Genomic DNA, 25,444 nt, shown 5'->3' with positions numbered 1-25,444 from the left:
CCCGCAGCCGTTCTTTTACGGCAAGCACTGAAATGGTCTGAATCCGTATTGCGACCTTCGGTCGGTGTCCGGGTTTGGGCCATTTTATGGCTAAGGGCCTCAAAGAGTTCAGGAGGATAGAGAATGTCAAATAGCATACTTGTCGTAGGCGGCGGGTTTAGCGGAATCACCGCTGCTCTCGAAGCCGCTGAAGTAGGCCATGAAGTCTTCATCGTGGAGAAGGCGCCGTATCTGGGTGGCCGGGTGATGCAGCTGAATAAATATTTTCCGAAGCTGTGTCCTCCTTCCTGCGGTTTGGAGATTCAGTTTCAGAGAATCAAAAACAATAAGAACGTAAAGTTCTTTACCTTGGCTGAAGTGGAATCCATCAGCGGTTCCAAAGGCAATTTTGAAGTCAAGGTTCGCATCAAACCCAGATATGTTCGCCCCGGCAGCACTGATCTTGGCGGAATCATCGAAAAGCTGACCAACAACGTCACCGATGAATTCGAGTTCAAGCTTTGCGACCGTAAGGCTCTTTACATGGACGTACCTTTTGCTTTCCCCGCAAGATACGTTCTTGAAAAAGAAAACTGCACCGATGAAGACCTCAAGCTCCTCGAGTCCGTCGAAGTCATCGACCTTAAGGACGAGGAAAAGGTCATCACACTCAACGTAGGTTCCATCGTCTACGCTACCGGCTGGAAGCCTTACGATGTAACCAAGCTTTCCAATCTCGGTGCCGGAACCGTCAAGAACTGCGTGTCCAACATGCAGCTTGAGCGTCTTGCCGCTCCCAACGGTCCCACCAATGGAAAGATCGTTCGTCCTTCGGACGGTGCAAAACCCAAGAACATCGCTTTTGTGCAGTGTGCGGGCTCCCGTGATGAAAATCATCTCAATTTCTGTTCCTATATCTGCTGCATGGCTTCTCTCAAGCAGGCAGCATATATCCGTGATCAGTATCCCGATGCAAAGGTAACCGTATACTACATCGACCTGCGTACTCCGGGACGATACGACAAGTTTGCCAAGCGTATCCTTTCCGATGATAAGATCAATGCCGTTAAAGGTAAGGTCGCTGAGATCGTGGAAGCAGCAGGCTCCGGCAACGTACTCGTAACTGTTGAGAACGCTGAAACCGGTATCAAGGCCCAGAATGAGCATGACCTCGTTGTGCTGGCCACCGGTATGCAGCCCAGCCTCGCAGGTACCCCGGTTCCTTCCGGCGTACAGGTTGATGATCAGGGCTTTATTGTCGGCGGTGAGGAACAAGGCATTTTCGCAGCAGGATGTGCAAAGCAGCCCCTGGATGTCATGAAGACAGCCCAGTCCGGTACTGCTGCCGCCCTTAAAGCGATCCAAACGGTGATAGGGAGGTAAGTCGACATGCCCGAAAAAATCGGTGTTTATTTCGACCAAGCAAGCGTCTCTCCTTACCTGAATGCTGAAGAGATGGCGGAACTCGTTGGCCGCGTATTTGCCAAAGAGTGCCCGGTGATCAAAGTTCACCCCCGTCTTAACAGTGAGGAAGGAAGAAAGCTTATTCAGGAAGATATCGACGCTGGCAGCGTTGACGCAGTATGTATCTGCGGCACTAGCCCTCGCGTTGACTGGGATATTTTCGACTTCGACGGTGTCGTTGTCGAGAGAGTCAACCTGCGTGAACAGTGCATCAAGGTTTTCAGGAATCCTGACGGCACCATGCCCGATCCCAATGGAGAAGTTCCTGAACTCCTCAAGATTATGGCCAATGAATACGTCAAAATGGGCATCACCAAGCTGACCAAGGTCAAGCCTCAGGAGTCTCAGGCTTTTGATGCGACCAAAGTGGTCATGGTTCTTGGTGGTGGTTTCACCGGTCTTACTGCAGCTCTTTACGCAGCAAAGACCAACCACGACGTAATTCTGGTGGAAAAGGAAGCCAATCTCGGTGGTAAAGCTGCTGGGATGTACAAGACTTTCCCTCTTTCCTATCCGTATCTTGAAGCCCACGAAACCGGTATCGATGCCCTTATTTCCGAAGTTAAGTCCAACTCCCGGATTAAAGTGCTCACTTCCGCACAGCTCAAGGCCCTTGAAGGCGCTCCCGGTCAGTACACCGCAAAGGTGAAGACCGCTTCCGGCGTTGAAGAGATGGCTGTCGGTGCTTGTGTTCTGGCTACCGGTTGGGTTCCCCAGGATACCAAATACGTAGAGCCCATGGGTTACGGCAGCTCTAAGGTAGTTACCGCTGCCGAGTTCGAAAAGATGGTCAAGGAAGGCAACATGAATGCCTCTACCGTGGCTTTCGTTCTCGACACCCGTTTGAGCGAGAAAGAATTCGCAGCCAAAGAAGCATCTGCTGGTGAAGCCGGTGCAGAAGCTGAAGCAGCTCCTGCCGCTGCAGAAGGTGAAGAAGAGGAAACCTTCGTCTATGAAGACATGGAATCCTGGAAGCACCTGCCCTACAGCTCCGAGCTGAACAGTCTTGTTGCTCTCAAACAGGCCAACTACGTTCGTGAAAAGAATGAAGACGCTGTCGCCTACATCATTTATGATCACATGATGGTTCCCGGCGTTAACGAGCGTTATTACCGCGCAGCTCAGGACAACCCCGGCATCATGCTGACCAAGGGTACCGTTACTTCCATCAAGGAAGAGGGCGGCTCCATGGTTATTGCTGCCAGCAACACCCTGCTGGGCGAAAATATTGAAATCGAAGCTGAACTGGTCGTAGTTCCCACCGGTATGGTTCCCACCACCGCGCACGATCCGACCATCAACCTCGTATACAGACAGGGGCCTGCATTCCCCGACCTCAAGCAGTTCGACGGTTATGCAGACTCCAACTACATCTGCTTCCCCTACGAAACACGCCGTACCGGTATTTACGCCGCCGGTTGTGTACGTCAGCCCATGTCCATGGGATTGGCTCGTGAAGACGCAGCAGGTGCGGTTCTCAAAGCTATCCAGTGCATCAACTCCTCCAACCACGGTGTTGCTGTACATCCCCGTTCCGGTGATACCACCTACCCCGTCTTCAACTTCATGCGCTGTACCCAGTGTAAGCGTTGTACCGAGGAATGTCCTTTCGGCGCCCTCGACGATGACGAGAAGGGAACACCAAAGCCGAATCCGTCACGCTGCCGCCGCTGCGGTACCTGTATGGGTGCCTGCCCCGAGCGCGTAATCGGATTCGACAACTACAATATCGACATGATCGGCTCCATGATCAAGCAGGTTAAAGTACCTGACGACATGGCAGTAGGCGGCCCCCGCTTCATCGTTCTGGCCTGCGAAAACGATGCCTACCCGGCACTCGACATGGCTGCAATGCGCGGTAAAGGCTGGTCTCCCTACGTTCGTGTTGTACCCGTCCGCTGCCTCGGCTCTGTAAACACCATCTGGATCGCTGATGCGATGTCCAAGGGTGTTGACGGTGTTCTGCTGCTCGGCTGTAAGTACGGCGAAGACTATCAGTGCCACTTTGTAAAAGGCTCTGAACTCTGTAACCGTCGTATGGAAAACGTCGCTGACTCCCTTAAGAGACTTGGCGTTGAAGCTGAGCGTGTTGTTCAGGCTGAACTGGCCATCGACGAATACGACAAGGTTCCGGCCATGATCGACAAGTTCGTTGCTGACATGATCAAGATCGGCCCCAACCCGTTCAAGGGCTACTAGGAGGTAGACGCGATATGCAGAAAGATATTCGCATCAAACCGGATCTGCAGTTCATTAAGGAACTTCAGGAAGTCGGTGGCGAAGGCGTCAAAAAGTGCTACCAGTGTGCAACCTGCTCTGTAGCATGTCCCCTTTCGCCTGCAGACAACCCTTATCCGCGTAAGGAAATGGTATGGGCTCAGTGGGGCCTTAAAGATAAACTCGTAAACGACATCGACATCTGGCTGTGCCACAACTGCGGTACCTGCTCCGACCTGTGCCCCCGCGGCGCCCGTCCTGCAGACATGCTCGCAGCTCTGCGTAACATGGCCTATCAGAAGATGGTGACTCCTTCCATTATAGGTAAATGGATGAGCTCCCCCAAGCACCTGCCCAAGCTGATTGCCATTCCTGCTGCAATCTACCTGGTGATCTGGTTCATCATGGCCGGAGTCCGTGGGTCTTTCCTGCCTCTGAAAGATGGTCATATCGTTTACGGTTACCTCTTCCCCGGTGATTTCACCATTGACCCGATCTTCATGATTGCCTTCGGTTTCATGGTTTGGACCTTCTATAAAGGAGTGAAAAACCTCATTGAATCCTTCAAGGACCAGCCTAAGGTCTTTGCTGTAGGTGACAAATCTGAAAAGCCCAGCATGCTTGAGTGTTTTATCGACGTTTGCAAGAACGAACTGCTGACACACTCCAAGTGGAAAGAATGCGGCGAAACCGACGAAGCTGACGAGCAGAAATTCAACGGCCACCGTTTTATCATGCTCGCCTTCATCTGCCTGATGGTTGTTACCGGTGTGGTTGCTGTAACTCACTGGGGCGGAAAGATTATTCCTTTCATTGCTCCCTTGGGACACACCCCCATGCCGCTGTGGTCTCCGGTCAAGATTTTAGCCAACGTCGGCGCTGTTCTCCTGGTCTACTCGCTGGTTCTGCTGACCAAGCGTCGCCTGAACCAGGATCAGAGTGTACATGGCTCCAGCTATTATGACTGGTACCTGCTCGGTCTGATCTGGACCATCGCAGTAACTGGTATCATGTGTGAACTTCTCCGCCTCCTCGGCGTAGCGATTCTCGCATATCCCATGTACTACGTGCACCTGATCGCCGTATTCATGATGTTTGTCTATCTGCCGTGGTCCAAACTCGGACACCTCGTCTACAGGACCGCAGCATTAACTTATGCAAGATACATCGGCCGTCTTCCCATGCCGGTCCGTGAAGAAAAGACTTTTACTCTGTAATAGAGCAAGGAGGAACAAATCATGTCTGAAGCACGCAAAACTTTCCCCATGAGCACCTTTGTTTCCTACATCAAGGGTGGCGAAAGCAACAACTCCGTTCAGGAACTTCTCGGTTACATGACCCAGAAAGACATCGACGCTGAATTCGAACCTTTTGCTGCAGCTCTCGCTAAAGCATGGATCTACGAACAGCATCCTGAACTGGCTAAAATGAAGACCGCCCAGGTTGCCGGTCTCGGTGAAAACGTTTCCGTTGGCGCACTGCCCGGCGACGTAATGGTCCAGGTTGACAGCATCTTCGCTAAACTGGCTGACTACCGTTCCACCGTAGCAGCACAGGCTGCAAAAGTTCAGGAACTGGAAACCAAACTTGCTGCAGCAGAAGGCAAACTCGGTCAAACCGAGAAAGCTATGGCTGAATACAAAGGCAAGTGTGAAGCTTTCGAAGCTTCCGGAAAAGATGAAGGCGACAAAGTCATCGTTACTTCCCAGGCAAAAGTTGAAGAGTACATCGGCAAGGTTGATGAACTCCTCAAGATGATCGAAGACGTTAAAAAGCACGGTGTTGTGACCGTTGCAGCTGGCGCTGTTGCTGGTGCTGCAGCTCCTGCTGCTGACGCTGGTTCCGCTGGTGCTCCCGCAACCGGTGGCGCTCCTGCTGAAGACTTCGGCTTCGGTTCCGATCCCTTCTCTGACGAAGGTTGGTAGGCCGTTAAAGCCAGCCGGCTTCATCTCACGAAGCATTTTAAAGACCCTGACCTCTGGTCAGGGTCTTTTTTTATTTACTAATTTTACAATAATTTACAGTGCTGAAAAACCCACTCTGAGGGTCCTGAATACGAAATATTGTTATTGGTGAAATGCTGTGCAGAAAATTGTGCGAATCGTCCTGAATTGCGTCGAATAAACGCCAATCGCAAATGAATACCAACGCCTTGCCAAAATTAGCCAACATTGGAAAAACATGCTAAATCCAATTGCAATTTTGTAAGCAAAAAAAGACTTTAATTTGCTTTGAATGTCTGTATTATCCGATGTGAATAAGAAGAATGAACCTAAAATATTTGAAAAATGCAGTGGAATACAGAATATAGTAAAGTTCTGCATAAAGTAGTTTTTGATCATTGAATCAGTGGTGTGTAATGCCAACAGTGTTTATTGGTTGATCGTATGATCAAAGGTATGTTGCTTGTGTATATAAAGCATTGTTGTTGCGAAGAATAATTCGAAAGATCGGGGTTGTAAGGAATAAAAAACGTATTCAGCCTTGATTTTAAGAAGAATAATGTGTATAGGTATGTCCAATATGGCAGAACTTCATTTACACGACGTGAGCGTCCGCTTTGGTGGGCTGCAGGCTTTGGCAGAGGTTAACTTCTCTCTCATGCCGGGAGAGATTATGGGACTTATCGGCCCCAACGGAGCAGGCAAAACCACCGTATTCAACGTGATCACCGGAGTTTATTCGGCTTCGGGCGGTTATGTTGAGTACAACGGGGAAAAGATGACAGGCTTGAAGCCGTATCAGGTTCTCCATAAAGGTATTGCGCGCACCTTCCAGAACATCCGTCTATTCCAGAACATGACCGCTCTTGAGAACGTTATGGTGGCTCAACATTCCCGCACTGAGTGCGGAGTGTTCGGAGCCATTTTCCGTACTCCCGCCCAGAAAAGGGAAGAGGCTGTAATTAAAGAGAAGGCCATGGAGGAGCTGCGTTTCGCAGAGTTGGACGATTATGCTGACGAGGTTGCATCCAGCCTTCCGTATGGGCATCAGCGCAGGCTTGAGATTGCGAGAGCACTGGCTTCCGAGCCAAGCACCATTCTCCTTGATGAGCCTGCTGCAGGACTTAACCCGGCCGAGAGTTCCGAGTTGATGGAAACCATTCGTAAAATCTCGAACAGAGGGATCAATGTGCTGATGGTTGAGCATGACATGAAAGTTGTCATGGGTATCTGCCAGCGGCTTGTGGTCCTGGATCACGGTGTGATGATTGCAAAGGGTAACCCTGAAGAGATTCAGAAAAATCCTGCTGTAATTGAGGCATATCTGGGTAACTAACCTTATTTACTTTAGGGAGGCTCATTTTATGAAACGTCTGATTACCACTGTTCTGCTTTCCGCAGCTCTCCTGGCTCTTGGTGCCGGTATGGCTTGCGCGAAAACCCTCAAAATTGGCACCATGGGTCCGTTGACTGGACCGTATGCCGCAGATGGAACTGACATCAGAAACGGTGTTCTCACTGCTGTTGAAGTTGTAAAGGCTAATGGGGGCCTCAAGGGTTTTGATGATATTGTTGTTCTGCCTCAGGATACAGCCTGTGAACCCCGTCAGGCAGTTGCAGTTGCCAACAAGCTCATTAACGAAGGCGCAAACGGTGTAGTTGGTTCTTATTGTTCAAGCGCGACCCTTCCTGCTTCGGAAGTGCTTGATGAAGAATCCATCATCATGATTACTCCTGCCTCTACCAACGAGAAAGTAACCTCCCGCGGTCTTCCCTATATGTTCCGTGTTTGCGGACGTGATGACGACCAGAGTAAAACTGCCATCAAATTTATGAAGGATGAGCTTAAGGCAAAATCCGTTTATGTTGTTGACGATAAGACCGCTTATTCCCAGGGTCTGGCAGACAGTATTGAAAAGGGTGCTCCCGAAGCCGGTATCAAGGTTCTCGGCCACGAACACGTGAACCAGGGAGACAAGGACTTTTCCGCAATCCTGACCAAGGTAAAGACCTCCAACCCTGATGTTTTCTATGTTTCCATGCAGAACTCTGCGACTGGTGCTCTGATGCTCATTCAGGCCAAGCGCATGGGTATTAATGCTGCGATTATCGCTCAGGATGCCGTTTACCATCCCCAGCTTATCGACATCGCAAAAGATGCTTCCGAAGGTGTTTTCCTCACGTTTGGTTACACTGACAAGGAATCCCCTGTTTATAAAGAGTTCGAGAGCAAGTATACTCCTGCTCACGGTGATATTGGCGCATATTCCGCCTATGCTTATGACAGCGCCATGGCTTACATGAAGGCAGTAGAAGCTGCAGGAACCACCGATCCCGAGAAGGTTCGTGACGCTCTTATGAAGCTTGATTACAATGGTGCATCCAAGCAGATCAAATTCAAGCCCAATGGTGATTCCGGTTCCGACTACATCATCTTCAAGGTTGATGGCGGTAAGTTCAAAAACTACTGGAACCCCTCAACCGGTTACTACTAGAAGTCCAAGTAATGTCGGCCCCTGCCTTAAAGGGCAGGGGCCTTTACGCACAGCCCCCGGAACTACATGGAATATTTTTTTCAGCAACTCATCAACGGTATAACCCTGGGAAGCGTCTATGCGCTGATCGCACTGGGGTATACCATGGTGTACGGAATCATCCAGCTCATCAACTTCGCACACGGGGAGTTTTTCGCGGCTGGCGGTTATGTCGGTGTGATCTTCATGAGCTACCTGCTCTCTCAGGGAGCCCCGGTCTGGGTCTGCCTGTCCGGATCACTCATTCTGGCCATGGCATACTGCGCAATGCTGGCTATGGCTGTGGAGAAAGTCGCCTATAAACCTTTGCGCAGCTCGTCCAGGCTTTCTGTACTGCTTTCGGCTCTGGGTATGTCCATCTTCCTGCAGAACGGGCTGATGCTCACTCAGGGTGTTTATGACAAGGCTTATCCGAGTGAAATCACTCAGGGCGGTTTTGAATTCGGTTCCGTAATGCTTTCCTACATGCAGCTGTTCATTGTCAGTCTTACTGCATTTCTGCTGGTTGCACTCAATTTTCTGGTTTTTAAAACCCGCATTGGCAAGGCCATGCGGTCAACTGCTCAGGACAAGATTATGTCCGCCCTGGTTGGAATCAACTCCAACCGTATCATCAGCCTGACCTTCGCGATCGGTGCTGGGCTTGCCGCAGCCGCCGGAATCATGGTCGGCCTTTATTACGGGTCGGTCCGATATGATATGGGCTTTGTACCCGGGATCAAGGCGTTTGCAGCCGCGGTTCTCGGCGGAATCGGCAATATCACCGGTGCCATGATCGGCGGTTTCATCATCGGTATGGTTGAGATTTTTGCTGCTGGGTACATCTCCGGGGAATATAAGGACGTGTTCGCGTTCGTAATCCTCATCGGGGTGCTTTATTTCAGACCTTCAGGAATCATGGGAGAGAACGTTGACGATACCAGAGTTTAAAAAGCACTGGACTTCTTTAGGCGTGGGGATGATCTGGCTGTTCGTCCTGCTCTGGCCCCTGATCGGGATCAAGCCTGAAGGATTGGAGGTTGCCGCCACTTTTTCCCTGTGGTGGAAGATTGCACTTGGGTGTTCGTTCATTCTGGTAATTTATCAGCTTAACAGCATCGGAGCCTTTAAGTTCTTTACCAAGCCGGCCGGTGCTGCTGTCGGTGGTGTGGGCAAGGCAGCATCAGCCATGCCTGCCACCATATGGGTACTTGCCATCATGGCTTTCGCAATTGCGTATCCGCACCTGTTCGGTCGCTATGCGCAGGACGTGGCCATCAACTGCATGATCTATGTCTGCCTTGGCCTTGGCCTTAATGTGGTTGTCGGCTTGGCCGGTATGCTTGACCTTGGGTATATCGCTTTCTACGGCCTTGGCGCTTATACCTATGCATTGCTTTCTGTCTCTTACAATATATCATTCTGGATCTGCCTGCCGCTCAGCGCTGCCGTTGCGGGACTGGGTGCCTGTATTATCGGTTACTGCTCCATGAGGATGCGCGGGGACTACCTCGCCATTGTAACTCTCGGTTTTGCCGAAATCGTCCGTATGGTCCTCAATAACTGGATGAGCCTGACCAACGGTCCCAACGGTATCACCGCGATCAAGGCTCCGGGCATGTACTGGCCTGACTTTGCCAACGGGTTTACTTTCGAGCACATCTGGCTCAAAAAGCTTACTTTTGTATATTATGTTGTCCTTGCTCTGGTTGTGTTTACCATTATCGCCGTCTACCGGTTGAACCATTCCCGTATAGGCCGTGCCTGGGAAGCCATCCGTGAGGATGAGACAGCAGCGGAAGTCATGGGAATTCCGACTTTTTACACAAAGCTGCTGGCCTATTGCACGGGTGCCTGCTTCGGCGGTATGGCCGGGGCTTTTTATGCCGCACGCATGCGTTTTGTAAGTCCTGAATCTTTTACCTTCCTTGAGTCGGCCATGGTTCTGTCCATGGTTGTTCTTGGCGGTATGGGGTCCATTCCCGGTGTTATTCTCGGAGCCCTGGCTCTGATTGCCCTGCCGGAAATATTCCGTGATTTTGAATTGTACCGCATGCTGGTATTCGGTGGCGTCATGACGCTTATGATGCTCTTCAGGCCGCAGGGTTTACTGCCGCCCAAACGCAGAATGAAGGCAGACAAAAAGGATTAAGCCATGTCAGATACAATATTAGAACTTCGTGATGTCCATTCTGGATATGGCAGCATCAAGGCGCTGAAAGGAATCAACATCAAGGTCAGGGAAGGCGAGATTGTCTCCATTATCGGGGCCAACGGAGCTGGTAAAAGTACCACCCTGATGACAATCTGCAACATCGTAAAAGCTACTTCCGGTGAGATTTTTTATCGCGGAGAATGCATTAATAAAGTCAGTTCGGACAATCTTCCGCCCATGGGGCTGTGTCAGGTTCCCGAAGGCCGCAGAATCTTTCCGCGTCTGACCATCGAAGAAAATCTCGATATGGGAGCCTTCTTCCGTAAGGACAAGGAAATCGCAGATGACATGGAGAGAGTTTTCAACATGTTCCCTATTCTGCGTGAAAGACGCAAGCAGGCCGGGGGGACTCTTTCCGGAGGGGAGCAGCAGATGCTTGCCATCGGACGAGCCTTAATGAGCCGTCCTAAGGTTCTTCTTCTTGATGAACCGTCGCTGGGCCTTGCTCCATTGATCGTAAAACAGATTTTTGAAATCATTGAGGAAATCAACAAGCTCGGAACAACCATCATCCTCGTGGAACAGAATGCCAAGGTTGCTCTGAGCATGGCTCACAGGGGCTATGTTCTGGAGACCGGAAGTGTGGTTCTTGAAGATGAAGCTAGCAAGTTGCTTAACAATCCTGATATTCAGAAAGCATACCTCGGCGAATAAAGCGTCCGAAGCCATGTGTTAAAGAATCCCCTGCGATAAGTGTCGCAGGGGATTTTTTTCTTGGCTGCGGTGTGCTATATGATTGGAAGATGTGAAACAGGCTTTGAGAATAAAACCCTTGGAGGCGGCATTGGCCGGAGCAGGCATCATGGCTGAGATTTATTTTCTTCCGAGGAAAAGAGTCTTGCTAACAATGAAGAGCGGCTTAGCATGGATTCGTTTCCGTGGATCAGGCAAATGATTGGGAGAGACTGCGGGTACTCTGAAAGGCTGATTGTATGAAACATGCATTTGTTTTTTTACCGGAACAGCTGTATTTGTTGTTTCCCAAAAAGGTCAGCTGTATTGGAGAGAGATGCAAAGAAATTATAATGTTTCCTGAAGGCCATCAAAATAACATAAAATTTGATGGGATTATAGAAAGGCATGCCCAATACATGGGAATCACGGACTGAATGTGGAGGAGAGGGGGTACTCTCTGGTCGTTCAGGATCTGGTCTGGTGTGAAGAATTTCTTGCAAACACGTACGGGTTTGTGCTTAAGTTTTGCCGTGTATTATATGTATAATGAAATCCAACGTTCTGGAGGCAGATTATGGCTGAAAAGGTTGTGATTGATCAGGTCGAGTGTATTGGCTGCGAAACCTGCGTTGAACTTTGCCCAGAGGTATTTGCTTTGGATTCCGATGGAGAAAAGGCCGAAGTGATAAAACCTGATGCGGTAGACCTTGACTGCGTGCAGGAGTCCATTGATTCATGCCCTGTTGAGTGCATATCGATTGAATAGAATAGGTTGTTAACGCAATTACAGAAGGCGCCTTCGGGCGTCTTTTTTTATGTCGTTGCTGTGGCTGGTGGGGGAATGAGTAATGATTTTTGACAAGGCAGTTGTCAGGAATGGATGCTCAGGGCTGTATGGTCCATGAATACTGGCAAAGAATAATTAAGGCATCTCAATTGCAATATATGATGCAAATTAATGGCAGAATACGGCGAATCACGGGCTTTCCGGGGCAGGCTTGCCAAGACTTAAATTAGTGCATAAATACATTGGAGAGACAAATGAAAATAACCTGCGGAAATTTACGCAGGAAGGTGATAAATATGAAAATTTCTTTAGACCGGGATAACTGCCGAGTCGCATTGCATGCCCTGGCAGTGGTACTGGTTAGTGCTCTTTTTATAATATCTTATTCGGTAAACGGCTGGTGTTCCACTTCTTTCTCCGAAAAGAAGGAGAAAAAGGAGGTATCACTTCCAAAACCTGTTGCCGAAGGAATTGATTATCTTTTTGCAACCTTGAGCGGTAAAGGAAGCTCTTTTGAAGCTGCCAGAGTTGCAGGCCTGATCAGCTACGTGGATAATTCCGCTCCGACAGATGAGCTTATTGATCTTCCCAAACGCGAGTCGGCTAACGGGGCAGCCATGCGCATGACTGTAAATGCCGACCTGAAGCGCATTCTTGAGTATACCTACAATCCCGATATTCCCAACTACGCCATCTACCCGTCAGTAATCAGGGTCAGCGGATGGTATCCTGACAGCCAGTTCATTGCCGAAAAGGCTCAGCCGTGGAAATATCTCGGAGACTGTGACACTCCGAAAGTCTGGCGTGGCAAGGAATTTGAGGTTAATACCCCGGATTCATTCGGCGGTGCATATTATCGCTACGATCTCAATCGTCTGCTTGTGCTTCTTAAATATGAAGGCAGGGATGTCTTTCTGTCCGTATCCAGACAGGCGGATGAATCCACAGTGGGCATGAAGGGGCTGGTGGTTGACGACAACCAGTGGAATTATTTCTACAGCGGCATCCCCGGCCTTACCAAGGGTGGAATCGGCTGGATGGATACCTTCATGTACGACTCCATGTCCGTTTACGTTTATATTCAGGACAGGGAGCATCCGGAAAAGACCGTCAACTATCTGTTCAAGTGGCTGCGTGCCGGCTGGGCAGGACTTAACGTTGTTCGGCCCAAACACATTTTTGAAGGCAGCCAGCGCTTTGCCCGTGCCTTCAGCACTTTAATGGAGTCCGAGAATCTGCCGGAACCGCAGGAATTGGCTTTGAAGGTCAAGGCAATTGAGTCCATGCCTGAAGAGGAAGTTGAGGCTCGCATTTCCGAGTATTCCAAAGAAGTTGAAAAGTACGCCAGCAAGCATCCGGTGCTTTCTGACAAATTCCCAGAGGTCTATGCCGACGGTAAGTACGCTGATAAGTTTACCCGGGAAGAACGAATCGGGGTGCTGGTGAAGGAGTACGTTAAGCAAACCATGGGAAAGCAGTGTCTTATCTTCACACGCCTCGTGCAGAATGATTTATAAGGGGTTGAAGATGTTCTATTCTGAGAGTGAAGCTAAATTCAAATTCTGTCCCTACCTCATGACCAGTGATGACAAGATGAGATTCTGTCAGGGAACCATGTGCATGATGTGGCGGTTTGCCGATGGCGATAAAGGCTATTGCGGCCTGGCCGGTAAACCGGAAGAAAAAAAGTAGTCCTCCCCGGACTGACATATGCCGAAACGGTTTGTATTCAAACTGGAAAAGGTGCTGGAGTTCAGAAAGCAGGCTGAAGAGCAGGCCAGTATGGCTCTGGCTGAAGCACGCCGGCTCCATCAGGAGCAGAAACAGGCGGTATTTGCTGTTGAAAAGAAGATCGTCGACCACCAGAAGCAGAAATACGATAACCTGGACGCAAACAGCATGTGGCTGTGGCGGCTGTATGATGATGCCCTGAAAACGGACCTGCAGAATGCCAAAAACAGGTTGAAGCAACTGGCCCTTAACTTGCAAAGATGTCGTACAGAAGCGGTCAATAAGTCAAAAGAACGGAAACTTCTGGAAAAACTCAAAGAGAACCAGGCGAAGAAATACTATGAAGAAGAAAGTCTCAAAGAGCAAAAAGAGTACGACGAAATGGCAACAATTCGTTTCCAACCTAAAGATCTCTAAGATTCTTCTTTGTCTTATCCTATTGGCGCTGTTTAAGCTTTCCCTTATCGGCTCACTTGGTTTTGATCTGGGCAATCCTGCCGGAAAAGTTATGGAAAAGGCGGCTCAGGCAGTTGTTGACAGCAGCGTGGTCCGCAATGTGGTGGAAACTCCCAAGGCCATCGCCGCTGAGCCCAAGGCCGCAGGCGCGACAGATGCTCCTGCCGCCAGGGAAGCTGCCCGTCCTTCCGGAATGCCGGATGCCGACTGGAAAGCACTCAAGGCCAAGGAAGACGAGCTGGCCCGCAAGGAGAGATCCCTGCGCACTCTTGAACAGAATCTGGATAAGAAGCTTGCAGAGCTTACCGCTCTTGAAAAGAGGCTCAAGAAGATGCTTGCTGATGCCGACGTTCTCAAGGATGCCAAGATCAAGCATCTGGTCGGTGTTTATACCGCAATGAAGGCCAAGAGTGCCGCTCAGGTTATCGAGTCGCTTGATACTGATCTGGCCGTCAAGATTCTGGCAGGTATGCGTGGCAGCAGCGCCGGTGCCATCCTCGGATTGGTAGAACCCAAGAAAGCCGCCAAGCTCTCAGAAGCGCTGACCAAGCTTCAGACCCCTCTGGAAGCAAATTAAGCATGACGTTAACATTTTTTCAGTTGAAAGCGCAGAGACGGCCGGTCTGTCTCTGCGCTAAGTTTTTGCAGTGAAGAGAATAAAGATAACAGTCGCCTATGATGGCACCGATTTTTGCGGCTGGCAGCTTCAGTCCGGCGTACGAACCGTTCAGGGTGAACTTGAAGGCGCAATTGCACGCATCACCGGCAGTCCGGTGCGGGCACACGGTTCCGGGCGCACCGACAGCGGGGTACACGCCCTCGGACAGGTGGTCCATTTTGACGTTGATGCCCGCAGAGCTTCAGTTCCCTGGCAGCAGGCCCTCAATTCGTTGCTCCCGGATGATATTACCGTGCTGGATTGCGAGCATGTTTCCGATGAATTTCACTCCCGTTTCAGTGCTCTCCGAAAGTCCTATACTTATTCGCTGTGGCTGAATAACAGCTTCTTCCTGCCCTGGCGCAGGCGTTTTGTCTGGAAATGCGGCCCCCTTGATCTGGATGCGCTTGATCGGGGAATGGCTTTTTTTCAGGGCGAACATGATTTTGCTTCCTTCCAGAATACAGGAACCACTGTAAGTTCAACCGTGCGCACAATCTTTGAATTCAGCAGGCAGTCCGGCGAAACGGAACATGAGATCCTGCTGCGGGTCTGCGGGTCCGGGTTTCTCAAGCAGATGGTCCGGAATATGATCGGTTGCCTTGTGGAGATCGGCCGGGGTAAAGCCGAGCCCGATTCTGTCCGATCTTTATTACAGATGAAGGACAGAACTCTCGCCCCTGCCACAGCCCCTGCACAGGGACTGTGCCTTGAGGGTGTCTACTACGGAGAAAATGGGTGTGGCGGACCTGACGCTGGACGGCAGCAACCTGATACTCAAGGCGGACTCAACTCAGAAGTCCGACCCGCTTAAGCAGGTCTTCCCGGATTCCTACTGGGCAGACCGCTTCAGCCGTGCCGCGCTCAAAAACCGTTATGAACTGACCGCACCATCCCTCGCAATGGACGTGCAGTCCAAGGTGCGTTCCCTGAGTGATGCTCTGGGGGCCTTCCGCTGGCCTTCAGACGGCTTCGGCCTGAGTGATGCCCGTCTGGTGGTCAATGACCCGGAACTGGACGGAAAGGTCAATTCCACAATAACTCCCAAGGATGACGTACAGCGGTATTACCGCTACTACTCCCGTGGCTTCACCGGTGAAGCCCTCAACAGTCTTGATGCTGGGATTTACAAGTTTGATGTTTCACTTGGGGGGACAAAAAAGAACCTTGAGGTGGAACTGACTTCCGGCATGGACAATGATGCGGTGCTGGAAGCTGTTCGGGACGTGGTAAATAACAGTGTGCTTCCTGTGCAGGCCCGCGTAATCAGGCAGAATGTCCCCGGGGCTAATCTTGATGATCTTCTCGGAACCGGGTCCGCCCTGGCCTTTTCCGTAAATACCGTCTACGCCGTTACCGCGGAAAATCGCGGAGACGACCCGCAGGACCTTACTGCCGCAAATCTTCTCTCATTCAGCGACACCAGCGGCCATCTTATTTCCTACCTTAAGTTGTATGCCACAGAAAAGCCGATCAGCCCTGCCAGGGAAGCCCGTTACGCTCTGTCGGGTACCGTGGCCGGTTCTCCCACGCAGTATCTTTCCAAGGCCTTTGATGTGAATGCAGAGACGACAATTTCCGCCGGAACTCATTCCATTGGCTATTCAATCGGTACGGAGTCGGGAACAATAGACTTCATGGTGGAGGATGGCGACACCTGGCAGACCGTGCTGGACCGCATCGACAATGCCGCCGGTGGAACTTCTGCAAAAGTCACTGCGAAACTGGTTGATGCAAAACTGGTTTCCCCGGTCTATACAGGTGACGGATACTACCTGATAGACGGCAAGGCCGTGGCCATAAGTGCGGTCGATCCCAAGATCGGCGAACGGCTTGTGCTTGAGCCCGGAAGCGGACTTGAAGCGCTGGCCCTGAACGTGACTGCGAGTCCGGGGGCTGATTCGGTGATGGTTGTCAACGGGACAACCGAAACCCGTGCTCCGGGTGAATTCGCTCTGGACCGTGGCAGGGTCCTTGTGAATCTTGAGGAAAATTTCGGGGATACATTACCCCTTACCGTGGTCAGTGCCATCGGCGAAATGGAAAAAAACGTGGGACTGGTCACAGATGCCTACAACGACCTGCGTAAGACGATTCTGCCTTCGGAAGACCTGTTCAAGGAAGGGTTTGCCGATCTCTGGCGCAAGCCTGTGGAAGACAGGATTGTCGACCTCGAATGGATGGGGTTGCGTGAGGCCGAGGAAGACAATGTTCTCTGGTTCGATTCGGACAAGTTTTACGATGCACTGATAGCAGAACCGGATAAGGTCAAGGAGGTTCTGGAAGATGAAGAGGAAGGACTGTTTCCGAGCTGGCAGGATGTGAACGACACGGTTGTCGAGAGCGGAGTCAGCTCCTATCTGATTCAGGAGAGCTCGCTGCCGCCCCTTCTCCCGGAACCGAGTCCGAGAACTGAATTGGAGCTTGAAGTAAAACGTGAGCTGGTCGACACCTTCGAAAGTACTTTTAATTTTGACCTCGACGATCCTGCTGCGGAAACCGGGCGGTTGTTTTCCAGAAAGGGGTAGGCCTGTTTTCGGGGACGGGTTGAACTTCTAGAACTTGACGGCAATGATGTTTCGTTCTTCAGCATCAAAACGGAACTTGATCCTGCTGATCTGCTTGGCGATCTGCACCGTCTTTCCGCCGATCTTTATTTCCACTCCGGGATAGACCCGGCGATGAACTCGGATGGAGAGTATTTCCAGCGATTTGTAGTATTCATTCAGTTCTGCGGCAAGCTGGGCACGGATTTCCCGGAGCTTGATCTTGGTACGGCCGCGCAGAATGAGAATCTGCTGCATTTTTTCACGTTTGGCGGCTGGTGTTGTTTCAAGAATGGCTTCGTTTGAACCCTGTCCGACAACTTCATTGATCTTCATCAGCCGAGCCCGCAATTCGTCCCTTTCCTTGACCAGCTCGCGATTGACTATCTGTTTGGAACTGATCCCGACGATAGTCCTGACGCCTATTTCTGAACCAAGTTCCTTGGCTTCAATCCCGACATTGGACATGATTGCCCCGCCCTGAATAATGCCTCTGCTGCCGTGTGCTGTGACGGGCCCCCTGGCATGCACAAAGCAGTTGCTGATCTCGTTGGTGATGATCAGCTCGTCCCCGCATTCAATGCGCGCGTTGGATGCAAACTGGGCCGTAATAGTGTTGGCGGCTTTTATGCTTCCTTTGCCGGCCATAACCAGCCCGCCCTTTACTTCGATGTCTCCGCCGGCAATGATGGTGGCTCCTTCAATGGATTCATTCACCACTATGTGCTCCGGGGCTTCGACGGTGAAACCTTCCCGGATGGAACCGCTGACGTGAACGGAACCCTTTTCCAGTATGATGTTTCCGGTGGAGTAGTCCACGTCGCCTTTGGTTACCAGCACGTCTGTTACAGCCAGCACTCCGTCATCAAGGGTGACGATGCCTGTGGTGGTGGCGGAGTAGGTGATCCCGTCAGCCATAGGAGCTACCCCGACCCCCGGTTTGACTTCAAAGGGTTTACCTCCGGGAGGGGGGGTGAGTCTCCCGTAAACATCTTCTCCGGCCCTGCCTTCGACAGGGGGATGGATCTTTCCTATGATGTCTCCGGGGCCGACCATAGGATGAACGCCCCGGTCCTTGAAATCAATGCGGTCTTCATCGTCTGTGGTTCCTACTGTTTTCTGGGTCTCCTTGCGTGAATACTCAAATCTTCCGTCCTTTCCGGGAACGGGCTCTGTTCCGAGAACAATGACCGCTTCCTGTGTCGTGTTGGTTTCGCGGGCAGTCTTGATCGCCGTCTGGCAGGCCACGTGCTGCAATGGGCGGTTTATTTCCATCCGCGCAAGCGCCGGCTCTATGCAGGCCAGATCGTATTTCATCCCGAAGCAGTCGTGAGGAAATATTCTGGTGCTGACCTTCATGGCGTCCGGAGAGACCTTTATCAGGGATTCTACGAAAATTGTATCCTGCTCGATTCTGACCAGTCCGTAGTGCTCAGCGATCAGAGCCCCGGTGTCGAGATCGTGCTTGCAGCCGCCTCCTGCAGCAACCTGCAGGTTCTTGGGCGTATGTGTATCTGTGGGGGCTACTTCTTCTCCGACCAGGTTTTTGCCGGGAGAAGGCTGGACAGCAGAACTGAGGCGACCGAACTCCATTCCCGGAAGGACCGGAAAGTTAAGGTCGGCATCGGTGATGATCATCCCGTCACGGGACTCATGCGGATAGGTGGCGCGGACCAGTGCTACATTGACAATGCTCTTGCCTTCCTGTGCCCGCTTGAGAGCGAAATTTGCTCCGTCCAGATCAAGTTGCCCCTCGTAGCCGGCTCTTTTGAGCTCTTTTTCCATGAGGGCTATGGAGAGTTGGGCGCCATCGCCCTGTGCAGGCGTATAGGAGGAGATAAAGGCCGCCATCTTGTCTGGGGTCACCTTGAAATCAAGGACGGCATCACGGCTTTCCACTTTCTGTTCGGAGTGTGAGCTGCGCAGTTCTGCACCCCTTGCGGGGGAGGATTGTTCCGCCATATTCTGAACTTACCGCCTGAATGTTTCAGTTGTGGCTTAAGACCGCTGCAGTATCTGTTGGCGGCCTCTTTTGCCAGGTGAGTTCACACTAACGCATTAATGTATAATGTTCAAATGAGGTTTTTGTTCTTTTCAGCATTCTTAATTATGTTTCTCTTTATGCATCAGCCAGACCAGATCTTCCATCACGGAAAGCAGCTTTGCATATATTCCCCCGGCACCGGGAGGAGGACCGAACAGGCCGTTGCGCTGTTCCTGCAGTCCGCGGGGAAAAACAGTGTCCGGTTCAAGGGAACGCATGGTCATGGCGAAACGCTCCGCCAGCAGGTAGCCGGTAACTCCTTTTTCGAAAATCTCCATGTACTTCATGAATTCATCTTTGCATGCATTCCACATCTGCTTTGACTCAGGTCCGGGTTCATGGGCCGTTGCTTTGCATACAAGGGCATACAGGCTGTTCAGTGCGGCGCCGGGAATTCCTCTTCGCCAGCCCAGCAGCCAGGGGTTGCGCCAGAAAAGCAGAAAATGTCCCTGCCCGGTCTCAATGATGTTCTCAAGGGACTTTCGCACACTGAGCAGGTCCGGGGCGTTCCAGCCTACTCTGGTTTCGGCCAGATCCCAGGCCGGAAGCGGTGGACGCTGCTGCGGGGCGGAACCCAGCAGGTTGTCGAGGATGTGCGAAAGCCAGATGTTGGCCTGCGGGGAAGCCGGGGTTTCCAGATGCGGATAGCTCAGGATGAAGCGGCCTGCCCCTGATTGCCCGGAAACAACTGCGGGGCGGTCGTGCAGGAAATCCGGCAGCAGGTTGATGCCGTACATGTTTTCCCAGTCGGCAAGAGTGCCTTCCGGCAGTCCACCAACGCAGAGGTCGGCTACCCAGAAATCATTGCCCGGTTCGCGGTAGCGTCCGAGCGCAGTGGTGGAATCGCACTCGCGCGGGGAGAACTGTCCGGGCCACCAGACCGGGACTAGTGCTTTTTCGCCCAGTTGTTCCGGTACCAGCGGGTTGCTGCGGTTCAGCTGCAGGTTGATGTGTCCGCTGAGAAAATGGTGCATCCGGTTATCAAAGCCCTTGCGCTGCCAGCAGCTCAGCCCCAGTCCGCCTGCTCCGGAAAGGCCCAGTCCTGCGCCTCCGCAGAAGCCCAGGTAGTTGCCGCCCTCGCCGACATATTTCTGGATGGCCAGGATTCCGGGGCCGCCTAGATGGCGTGCTTTGCCCCTGGCCCATCCTCCGGGCACAATGAGTGCCTTCGGGGGCTTGCCTGCAAGCAATCCCTGCGCTATTTGATGCCCACGCACTAATTCATGGTCGATATTCCAGGCTTCGAGTGCCCGCTGGACCAGAAGCCCCCATATATGGGAGTCGTCCCATAGTATATAGATACTTGACATGTTCGTGTCTCTTTATAAGTGTGTGTAGCGCATGTTGACGAGGCGAGTGTTTTGCTTTTTGAGCCTGCCCTGTAGATACACGGAAACGGCTGTCTGGCAAAGCACATCTTTTTTAAAAAGTATTATTATGAAACCAACTTAGCATATCTAAGCTGAACTGGATACCCGGGCCCGGGGATCCGGGCAGTGCTGTTTTGCTTAAGAATTTATATCCGAACAGGAGTCCTCACATGGCGGAAGCAAACCTTCCCAAAGGGTATGAACCCTGGGATGTTGAAAAAAAGTGGCTTGATCACTGGGAAGAAAACAAGACTTTTACACCCGATCCCGCAGCGGAGGGCGATCCTTATTCCATTGTCATTCCGCCGCCGAACGTAACAGGTGTCCTGCACATGGGCCACGCCCTGAACATTACCCTGCAGGACATCCTCTGCCGCTTCCAGCGTCAGCAGGGCAAGAGCGTGCTCTGGATTCCCGGCACCGACCACGCCGGTATCGCCACTCAGAACGTGGTTGAACGCCAGCTCAAGAGCGAAGGCAAGACCCGTGACGATCTGGGCCGTGAAAAGTTCATTGAGCGCGTATGGGAATGGAAGGAAGACAAGGGCGGGCACATCCTCAGGCAGATCCGCCGCATGGGTGCTTCCGTAGACTGGACCCGTGAGTGCTTTACCTTTGACGAACAGCGCGCCAAGGCCGTTCGCGAAGTTTTTGTAAAGCTCTACGAAGACGGACTGATCTACAAGGGCAACTACATCATCAACTGGTGTAACCGCTGCCATACCGCGCTTGCGGACGACGAGGTAGAGCATTCTCCCAAACCGGGTAATTTTTATAAAATCCGTTACCAGCTTTCCGATGGTTCCGGCGAACTGATCATCGCCACCACCCGCCCGGAAACCATGCTCGGTGATACTGCCATCTGCGTCAACCCCGAAGATGACCGCTTCAAGCACCTCATCGGCAAGACCGCGGTCCTGCCCCTTGTAGGCCGCGAACTGCCCATCATCGGCGACACCTACGTCGACATGGAGTTCGGTACCGGGGCCCTTAAAGTGACCCCCGCCCACGACATGAACGACTGGGAACTGGGCCGCAGGCACAATCTTGAAGTCCTTTCCGTGTTCGATGAAGATGGCAACATCAACGATAATGCACCAGAAAAATATCGCGGTATCTACAAGGATGATGCGCGCAAGATCATAGTTGATGACCTCAGGGAAGAAGGTTTCCTTGTTTCCATCGACGACCACGAGCATTCCGTGGGCGAATGCTACCGCTGCAAGTCCGTAATCGAGCCCCATGTTTCCGAACAGTGGTTCGTGGCCATGAAGCCACTGGCTGAAAAGGCCCGTGCCGCAGTTCCTTCCGAGACCCAGATTTTCCCCTCCAACTGGGAAAAGGTTTACTACGAGTGGCTGGACAATATCCGCGACTGGTGTATCTCCCGCCAGATCTGGTGGGGACACCGTATCCCGGCCTGGACCTGTGAGGATTGCGGTGAACTCATCGTTTCCCTTACCGATCCTACCGAGTGCTCCAAGTGCGGTTCTTCGAAACTCGTTCAGGAAGAAGATGTTCTGGACACCTGGTTCTCCTCCGCGCTCTGGCCCTTCTCGACCATGGGCTGGCCTGACGAGACCCCGGAACTGGCCAAGTACTATCCCACATCCGTACTGATCACCGGTTTCGACATCCTTTTCTTCTGGGTTGCGCGCATGATGATGATGGGTATTCACTTCCGCAAGGAAGTTCCCTTCAAGCATGTGTACATCCACGCCCTTGTGCGTGATGAGCACGGTAAGAAGATGAGCAAGTCCACCGGAAACGTCATCGACCCGCTGGAAATGAGCGACAAGTACGGCACTGACGCACTGCGTTTCACGCTGGCTGCTTTCGCCGCCATGGGGCGTGATATCAAGCTTTCCGAAGCACGCATCGAAGGATACCGCCATTTCGTCAACAAGATCTGGAACTCCGCCCGCTTCGCACTCATGAACCTCGACGGCAGGAAGCCCGAAGCCTCTCTCGAGGAAGCTACCGGACTTGCCAACCAGTGGATTCTGCACCGTCTGGAAGAGGTTAAGGGAGCCATGTGTCAGGCTGTTGAGGAATACCGTTTCAACGAAGTTGCCCAGACCATGTACAAGTTCATCTGGAACGAGTTCTGCGACTGGTATCTGGAAATGATCAAGCCTGACCTGTACAGCGATGACGCCTCCCGCAAGGATGCGACCCTCAAGGTTCTCTGGACCGTGCTGTCCGAAACCATGGTTCTGCTGCATCCGGTCATGCCTTTTGTCACTCAGGAAGTCTGGTCCGTACTGCCCGGTATTGAGAACGGGGACATCGCAACCGAGGCCTATCCTGAAAAGCGTGACAACTGCCGCAACGAAAAGGCCGTGGAGCAGATGGAACTCTTCCAGGGTATTGTTTCCGCAGTGCGTAACATCCGTACCGAGCTGCTCATCGCACCTTCCAAGAAGCTGGAACTCATCGTTCGTACCGCAAACGATGATGCCGCCGAGCTTATCAATGCCAATGCCGAGCTGATCAAGGCTCTGGCCCGTCTGGAAAGCGTAACTGCCGGGCCCGATTCCACCGGCCCCAGAGCTTCCGGTTCTGCGGTTATTCAGGGTAATGAACTGTTTGTTCCCCTTGCCGGTGCAGTCGACTTCGAGTCCGAGCTTGCCCGTCTGGATAAGGAGTTCGCCAAGCTGGACAAAGATCTCGTTGTGATAGAAAAGAAGCTTTCCAACAAGGGCTTTGTCGCCAATGCTCCTGCAGAGGTTGTTGAAAAAGAGAAAGCCAGACTGGAAGAAATCAATGATAAGAAAGCAAAGCTGACCGAGTTGAAAGAGCGTCTGGTCAGTGCCATGGAATAAAAAGTACGCCGGGGAGGCTGCAGGCAGCCTCCCCGCTAATTGATAAACGTGCCAGATTGCAGCTGGACAGAATTATAACCGGCAGCGCACAATGTCAGGTTTCCTGTGGCAAAGCCTGTGAAAAGGGTTTAAGCCCCCGGAGGCCTTACAGCCGCTTGACGAGTCTTAGAGTTTAGCGGTCTGTTGAGAGCAGAGATGCAGCCGGAGGCAAACCCGGATCGTCAAAAGCGCGCAGCGCATCAAATATGCATTTAACCAGAGAGGGTGGATATATGGGTTTAGTTTATCTTATCGGTGCAGGTCCCGGCGATCCCGGTCTGCTTACAGTAAAGGCCAAGGAAGTGCTGGAGACTGCGGATGTGCTCATCTACGACTACCTGGCTAACGCTGAATTTCTGAATTACGCCAAGCCCGATGCTGAAGTCATCTACGTGGGCAAAAAGGGCGGAGATCACACCCTGCCGCAGGATAAGATCAACGAGCTCATCGTTGAAAAGGCGCGGGAAGGTAAAGTTATCGCCCGCCTCAAGGGCGGCGACCCCTACGTTTTCGGTCGTGGCGGCGAGGAAGCTGAGGAGCTGGTTGAAGCCGGAATAGCCTTCGAGGTGATCCCCGGTATTACCGCCGGTGTAGCGGCTCCCGCTTATGCAGGCATCCCTGTTACCCACCGTGATTTCACCACTTCCGTATGTTTTATTACCGGACATGAAGATCCCACCAAAGAACAGTCCGGACACAATTGGGAAGTGTACGCCAAGTCGAACAGCACTCTGGTTTTCTACATGGGCGTGAAAAACCTGCCCATGATCGCAGAGAACCTGATTGCAAACGGTCGTGATCCTGAAACCCCCGTGGCTCTTGTGCGCTGGGGAACCCGCTGCAATCAGCAGTCTTTTGTTTCCACCCTTGAAAATGTCGCCGAAGAAGCCAGAATCCGTAAGTTCAAGGCTCCTTCCATCATCGTTGTGGGCGGAGTCTGCTCCCTGCACGATAAGCTGGCATGGTTCGAGAAACGTCCTCTGCTGAACAAGGGTGTGGTTGTTACCCGTGCCCGTGAACAGGCCAGCGGACTTGTTTCCACCCTTGGAAAACTCGGAGCCTGCGTCTACGAATTCCCGACCATCAGCATTGAGCCTGTGGAAGATTACGCACCTGTTCAGGAAGAAATCAAATCCCTGTCCAACTGGGACTGGCTGATCTTTACTTCCGTCAACGGAGTGAAGCATTTCTTCAACCAGCTCGCTGAAGCCGGTCTTGATGCCCGTGTATTTGCAGGTATTGAAATCGCCGCCATCGGTCCCGCAACTGCGGACGAACTGGTTGCCAGAGGCATCAAGCCTGATTTTATTCCCGAGAAGTATGTGGCTGAAGGCGTTGTGTCCGGGCTGCTTGAAAGGGGCGTAAAGGGCAAGAAGGTTCTCATTCCCCGTGCCAGGGTAGCCCGTGAAGTTCTGCCCGAGGAACTCGTCAAGGCCGGTGCCGAAGTGAAGATTCTGCCTGTTTACGAAACCGGCCTTACCGAGAATGATCCCGGACCGGTTGCCGAGGCCCTTGCAGCAGGAAAAATCAAATACCTGACCTTCACCAGCTCCAGCACTGTTGAAAACTTCTTCAACCTCATTGAGCCGGAGACTTTCCACGGCTACAAGGATGCGGTTAAAATTGCCTGCATCGGCCCAGTTACAGCTAAAACCCTCGCCGGATTCGGGTATGAACCTGACATCCAGCCTGAGGATTACACTATTCCCGCACTGGTCGAAGCACTGGTGCAGGAAGCCGCCGAGTAGATTATATGGAGGGGCCTTTCTCGGCCCCTCCTTTTTTTGCCGCGAACGGTCCCGCGGCTTATACAGCAGGGCCGGATGAGCTGTCTCGGCTCTTTCTACATATCCCTGAGATCTGGCAACGCTTTTAGCCTGACTATTTTCCGCATATTTCCTTCTTTACTGCATTGATGCCTTTCAGGGAATTAAGCTAGTTTGTTTTGAAACTGCCTAATGTGCCTCAATGAGTCTCCATGG

20 protein-coding genes are annotated in these 25,444 nt (G+C 51.9%); 18 read left to right on the top strand and 2 right to left on the bottom strand.

Annotated features, from left to right (window positions below; genetic code table 11):
* The first annotated feature begins 123 nt into the window (after positions 1-123).
* The 16 genes from N7E73_RS07295 to N7E73_RS07220 all read left to right on the top strand — a co-directional run bounded on the left by N7E73_RS07295 (position 124) and on the right by N7E73_RS07220 (position 17,166).
* On the top strand, positions 124-1,362 hold the full coding sequence (locus N7E73_RS07295; protein WP_432738392.1) for a CoB--CoM heterodisulfide reductase iron-sulfur subunit A family protein: 1,239 nt from the start codon (positions 124-126) through the stop codon (positions 1,360-1,362).
* A 6-nt stretch (positions 1,363-1,368) separates the two neighbouring features.
* The gene (locus N7E73_RS07290; RefSeq protein WP_432738391.1) at positions 1,369-3,642 is read left to right on the top strand and encodes an FAD-dependent oxidoreductase; all 2,274 of its coding nucleotides are present in this window, start codon (positions 1,369-1,371) and stop codon (positions 3,640-3,642) included.
* A gap of 14 nt (positions 3,643-3,656) precedes the next feature.
* The gene (gene qmoC / locus N7E73_RS07285; protein WP_432738390.1) at positions 3,657-4,877 is read left to right on the top strand and encodes a quinone-interacting membrane-bound oxidoreductase complex subunit QmoC; all 1,221 of its coding nucleotides are present in this window, start codon (positions 3,657-3,659) and stop codon (positions 4,875-4,877) included.
* A gap of 21 nt (positions 4,878-4,898) precedes the next feature.
* On the top strand, positions 4,899-5,585 hold the full coding sequence (locus tag N7E73_RS07280) for a hypothetical protein (protein WP_432738389.1): 687 nt from the start codon (positions 4,899-4,901) through the stop codon (positions 5,583-5,585).
* Positions 5,586-6,183: 598 nt separating this feature from the next.
* Positions 6,184-6,939 carry an ABC transporter ATP-binding protein gene (locus tag N7E73_RS07275; RefSeq protein ID WP_432738388.1) on the top strand — a complete coding sequence of 252 codons (756 nt, stop codon included), beginning with the start codon at positions 6,184-6,186 and terminating at the stop codon, positions 6,937-6,939.
* 28 nt (positions 6,940-6,967) lie between these two features.
* Positions 6,968-8,098, top strand: a complete 1,131-nt coding sequence (locus N7E73_RS07270) for a branched-chain amino acid ABC transporter substrate-binding protein (RefSeq protein ID WP_432738387.1) — start codon at positions 6,968-6,970, stop codon at positions 8,096-8,098.
* 66 nt (positions 8,099-8,164) lie between these two features.
* Positions 8,165-9,067, top strand: coding sequence for a branched-chain amino acid ABC transporter permease (locus tag N7E73_RS07265; protein WP_432738385.1), 903 nt, complete (start codon positions 8,165-8,167; stop codon positions 9,065-9,067).
* A gap of 28 nt (positions 9,068-9,095) precedes the next feature.
* Complete coding sequence (gene livM / locus N7E73_RS07260; RefSeq protein WP_432738848.1) at positions 9,096-10,268, top strand: high-affinity branched-chain amino acid ABC transporter permease LivM; 1,173 nt, start codon at positions 9,096-9,098, stop codon at positions 10,266-10,268.
* 3 nt (positions 10,269-10,271) lie between these two features.
* Entirely contained in the window at positions 10,272-10,985 is a 714-nt protein-coding gene (locus N7E73_RS07255) for an ABC transporter ATP-binding protein (RefSeq protein ID WP_432738384.1), read from the top strand.
* 595 nt (positions 10,986-11,580) lie between these two features.
* Positions 11,581-11,772 (top strand): ferredoxin, encoded by a 192-nt coding sequence (locus N7E73_RS07250; protein WP_432738383.1) that lies wholly within the window; start codon positions 11,581-11,583, stop codon positions 11,770-11,772.
* Positions 11,773-12,089: 317 nt separating this feature from the next.
* The gene (locus tag N7E73_RS07245) at positions 12,090-13,310 is read left to right on the top strand and encodes a hypothetical protein (protein ID WP_432738382.1); all 1,221 of its coding nucleotides are present in this window, start codon (positions 12,090-12,092) and stop codon (positions 13,308-13,310) included.
* A 10-nt stretch (positions 13,311-13,320) separates the two neighbouring features.
* Positions 13,321-13,485 carry a hypothetical protein gene (locus N7E73_RS07240; protein ID WP_432738381.1) on the top strand — a complete coding sequence of 55 codons (165 nt, stop codon included), beginning with the start codon at positions 13,321-13,323 and terminating at the stop codon, positions 13,483-13,485.
* Positions 13,486-13,503: 18 nt separating this feature from the next.
* Positions 13,504-13,941: a flagellar export protein FliJ gene (fliJ, locus tag N7E73_RS07235; RefSeq protein ID WP_432738380.1), complete on the top strand. Its 438-nt coding sequence runs from the start codon at positions 13,504-13,506 to the stop codon at positions 13,939-13,941.
* A gap of 91 nt (positions 13,942-14,032) precedes the next feature.
* Positions 14,033-14,557 (top strand): MotE family protein, encoded by a 525-nt coding sequence (locus N7E73_RS07230; RefSeq protein ID WP_432738378.1) that lies wholly within the window; start codon positions 14,033-14,035, stop codon positions 14,555-14,557.
* 70 nt (positions 14,558-14,627) lie between these two features.
* On the top strand, positions 14,628-15,452 hold the full coding sequence (truA, locus tag N7E73_RS07225) for a tRNA pseudouridine(38-40) synthase TruA (RefSeq protein WP_432738377.1): 825 nt from the start codon (positions 14,628-14,630) through the stop codon (positions 15,450-15,452).
* Positions 15,373-17,166, top strand: a complete 1,794-nt coding sequence (locus N7E73_RS07220; RefSeq protein WP_432738376.1) for a hypothetical protein — start codon at positions 15,373-15,375, stop codon at positions 17,164-17,166. Before truA ends, N7E73_RS07220 begins: the two co-directional genes overlap by 80 nt.
* A gap of 27 nt (positions 17,167-17,193) precedes the next feature.
* Here N7E73_RS07220 and N7E73_RS07215 read toward each other — a convergent pair whose 3' ends face one another.
* Positions 17,194-19,146: a DUF342 domain-containing protein gene (locus N7E73_RS07215; RefSeq protein WP_432738375.1), complete on the bottom strand. Its 1,953-nt coding sequence runs from the start codon at positions 19,144-19,146 to the stop codon at positions 17,194-17,196.
* Positions 19,147-19,287: 141 nt separating this feature from the next.
* The gene (locus N7E73_RS07210; protein ID WP_432738374.1) at positions 19,288-20,538 is read right to left on the bottom strand and encodes a BPL-N domain-containing protein; all 1,251 of its coding nucleotides are present in this window, start codon (positions 20,536-20,538) and stop codon (positions 19,288-19,290) included.
* Positions 20,539-20,768: 230 nt separating this feature from the next.
* Between N7E73_RS07210 and N7E73_RS07205 the strand changes: the two genes are divergently transcribed.
* Positions 20,769-23,423, top strand: a complete 2,655-nt coding sequence (locus N7E73_RS07205) for a valine--tRNA ligase (RefSeq protein ID WP_432738373.1) — start codon at positions 20,769-20,771, stop codon at positions 23,421-23,423.
* 272 nt (positions 23,424-23,695) lie between these two features.
* A complete protein-coding gene (gene cobA, locus N7E73_RS07200) occupies positions 23,696-25,210 on the top strand; it encodes a uroporphyrinogen-III C-methyltransferase (RefSeq protein WP_432738372.1) in 1,515 nt (504 codons plus the stop codon).
* Positions 25,211-25,444: the final 234 nt, after the last annotated feature.

Source organism: Maridesulfovibrio sp. FT414 (assembly GCF_050916235.1).
Taxonomy (GTDB): Bacteria; Desulfobacterota; Desulfovibrionia; order Desulfovibrionales; family Desulfovibrionaceae; genus Maridesulfovibrio.
Note: the sequence above shows the minus strand (reverse complement) of the source record. Positions and strands in the feature narration are given on the sequence as shown.

What these genes read in the sequence shown, in the direction of transcription:
- N7E73_RS07230 (WP_432738378.1), top strand. Translation starts at nt 14,033, where the DNA reads ATGGAAAAGGCGGCTCAGGCAGTTGTTGACAGCAGCGTGGTCCGCAAT.
- N7E73_RS07240 (WP_432738381.1), top strand. Translation starts at nt 13,321, where the DNA reads ATGTTCTATTCTGAGAGTGAAGCTAAATTCAAATTCTGTCCCTACCTC.
- N7E73_RS07290 (WP_432738391.1), top strand. Translation starts at nt 1,369, where the DNA reads ATGCCCGAAAAAATCGGTGTTTATTTCGACCAAGCAAGCGTCTCTCCT.
- N7E73_RS07210 (WP_432738374.1), bottom strand. Translation starts at nt 20,538, where the DNA reads ATGTCAAGTATCTATATACTATGGGACGACTCCCATATATGGGGGCTT.
- N7E73_RS07275 (WP_432738388.1), top strand. Translation starts at nt 6,184, where the DNA reads ATGGCAGAACTTCATTTACACGACGTGAGCGTCCGCTTTGGTGGGCTG.
- fliJ (WP_432738380.1), top strand. Translation starts at nt 13,504, where the DNA reads ATGCCGAAACGGTTTGTATTCAAACTGGAAAAGGTGCTGGAGTTCAGA.
- N7E73_RS07250 (WP_432738383.1), top strand. Translation starts at nt 11,581, where the DNA reads ATGGCTGAAAAGGTTGTGATTGATCAGGTCGAGTGTATTGGCTGCGAA.
- N7E73_RS07205 (WP_432738373.1), top strand. Translation starts at nt 20,769, where the DNA reads ATGGCGGAAGCAAACCTTCCCAAAGGGTATGAACCCTGGGATGTTGAA.
- N7E73_RS07295 (WP_432738392.1), top strand. Translation starts at nt 124, where the DNA reads ATGTCAAATAGCATACTTGTCGTAGGCGGCGGGTTTAGCGGAATCACC.
- N7E73_RS07215 (WP_432738375.1), bottom strand. Translation starts at nt 19,146, where the DNA reads ATGGCGGAACAATCCTCCCCCGCAAGGGGTGCAGAACTGCGCAGCTCA.
- N7E73_RS07245 (WP_432738382.1), top strand. Translation starts at nt 12,090, where the DNA reads ATGAAAATTTCTTTAGACCGGGATAACTGCCGAGTCGCATTGCATGCC.
- qmoC (WP_432738390.1), top strand. Translation starts at nt 3,657, where the DNA reads ATGCAGAAAGATATTCGCATCAAACCGGATCTGCAGTTCATTAAGGAA.
- livM (WP_432738848.1), top strand. Translation starts at nt 9,096, where the DNA reads ATGATCTGGCTGTTCGTCCTGCTCTGGCCCCTGATCGGGATCAAGCCT.
- N7E73_RS07255 (WP_432738384.1), top strand. Translation starts at nt 10,272, where the DNA reads ATGTCAGATACAATATTAGAACTTCGTGATGTCCATTCTGGATATGGC.
- N7E73_RS07220 (WP_432738376.1), top strand. Translation starts at nt 15,373, where the DNA reads ATGGGTGTGGCGGACCTGACGCTGGACGGCAGCAACCTGATACTCAAG.
- N7E73_RS07270 (WP_432738387.1), top strand. Translation starts at nt 6,968, where the DNA reads ATGAAACGTCTGATTACCACTGTTCTGCTTTCCGCAGCTCTCCTGGCT.
- cobA (WP_432738372.1), top strand. Translation starts at nt 23,696, where the DNA reads ATGGGTTTAGTTTATCTTATCGGTGCAGGTCCCGGCGATCCCGGTCTG.
- N7E73_RS07265 (WP_432738385.1), top strand. Translation starts at nt 8,165, where the DNA reads ATGGAATATTTTTTTCAGCAACTCATCAACGGTATAACCCTGGGAAGC.
- N7E73_RS07280 (WP_432738389.1), top strand. Translation starts at nt 4,899, where the DNA reads ATGTCTGAAGCACGCAAAACTTTCCCCATGAGCACCTTTGTTTCCTAC.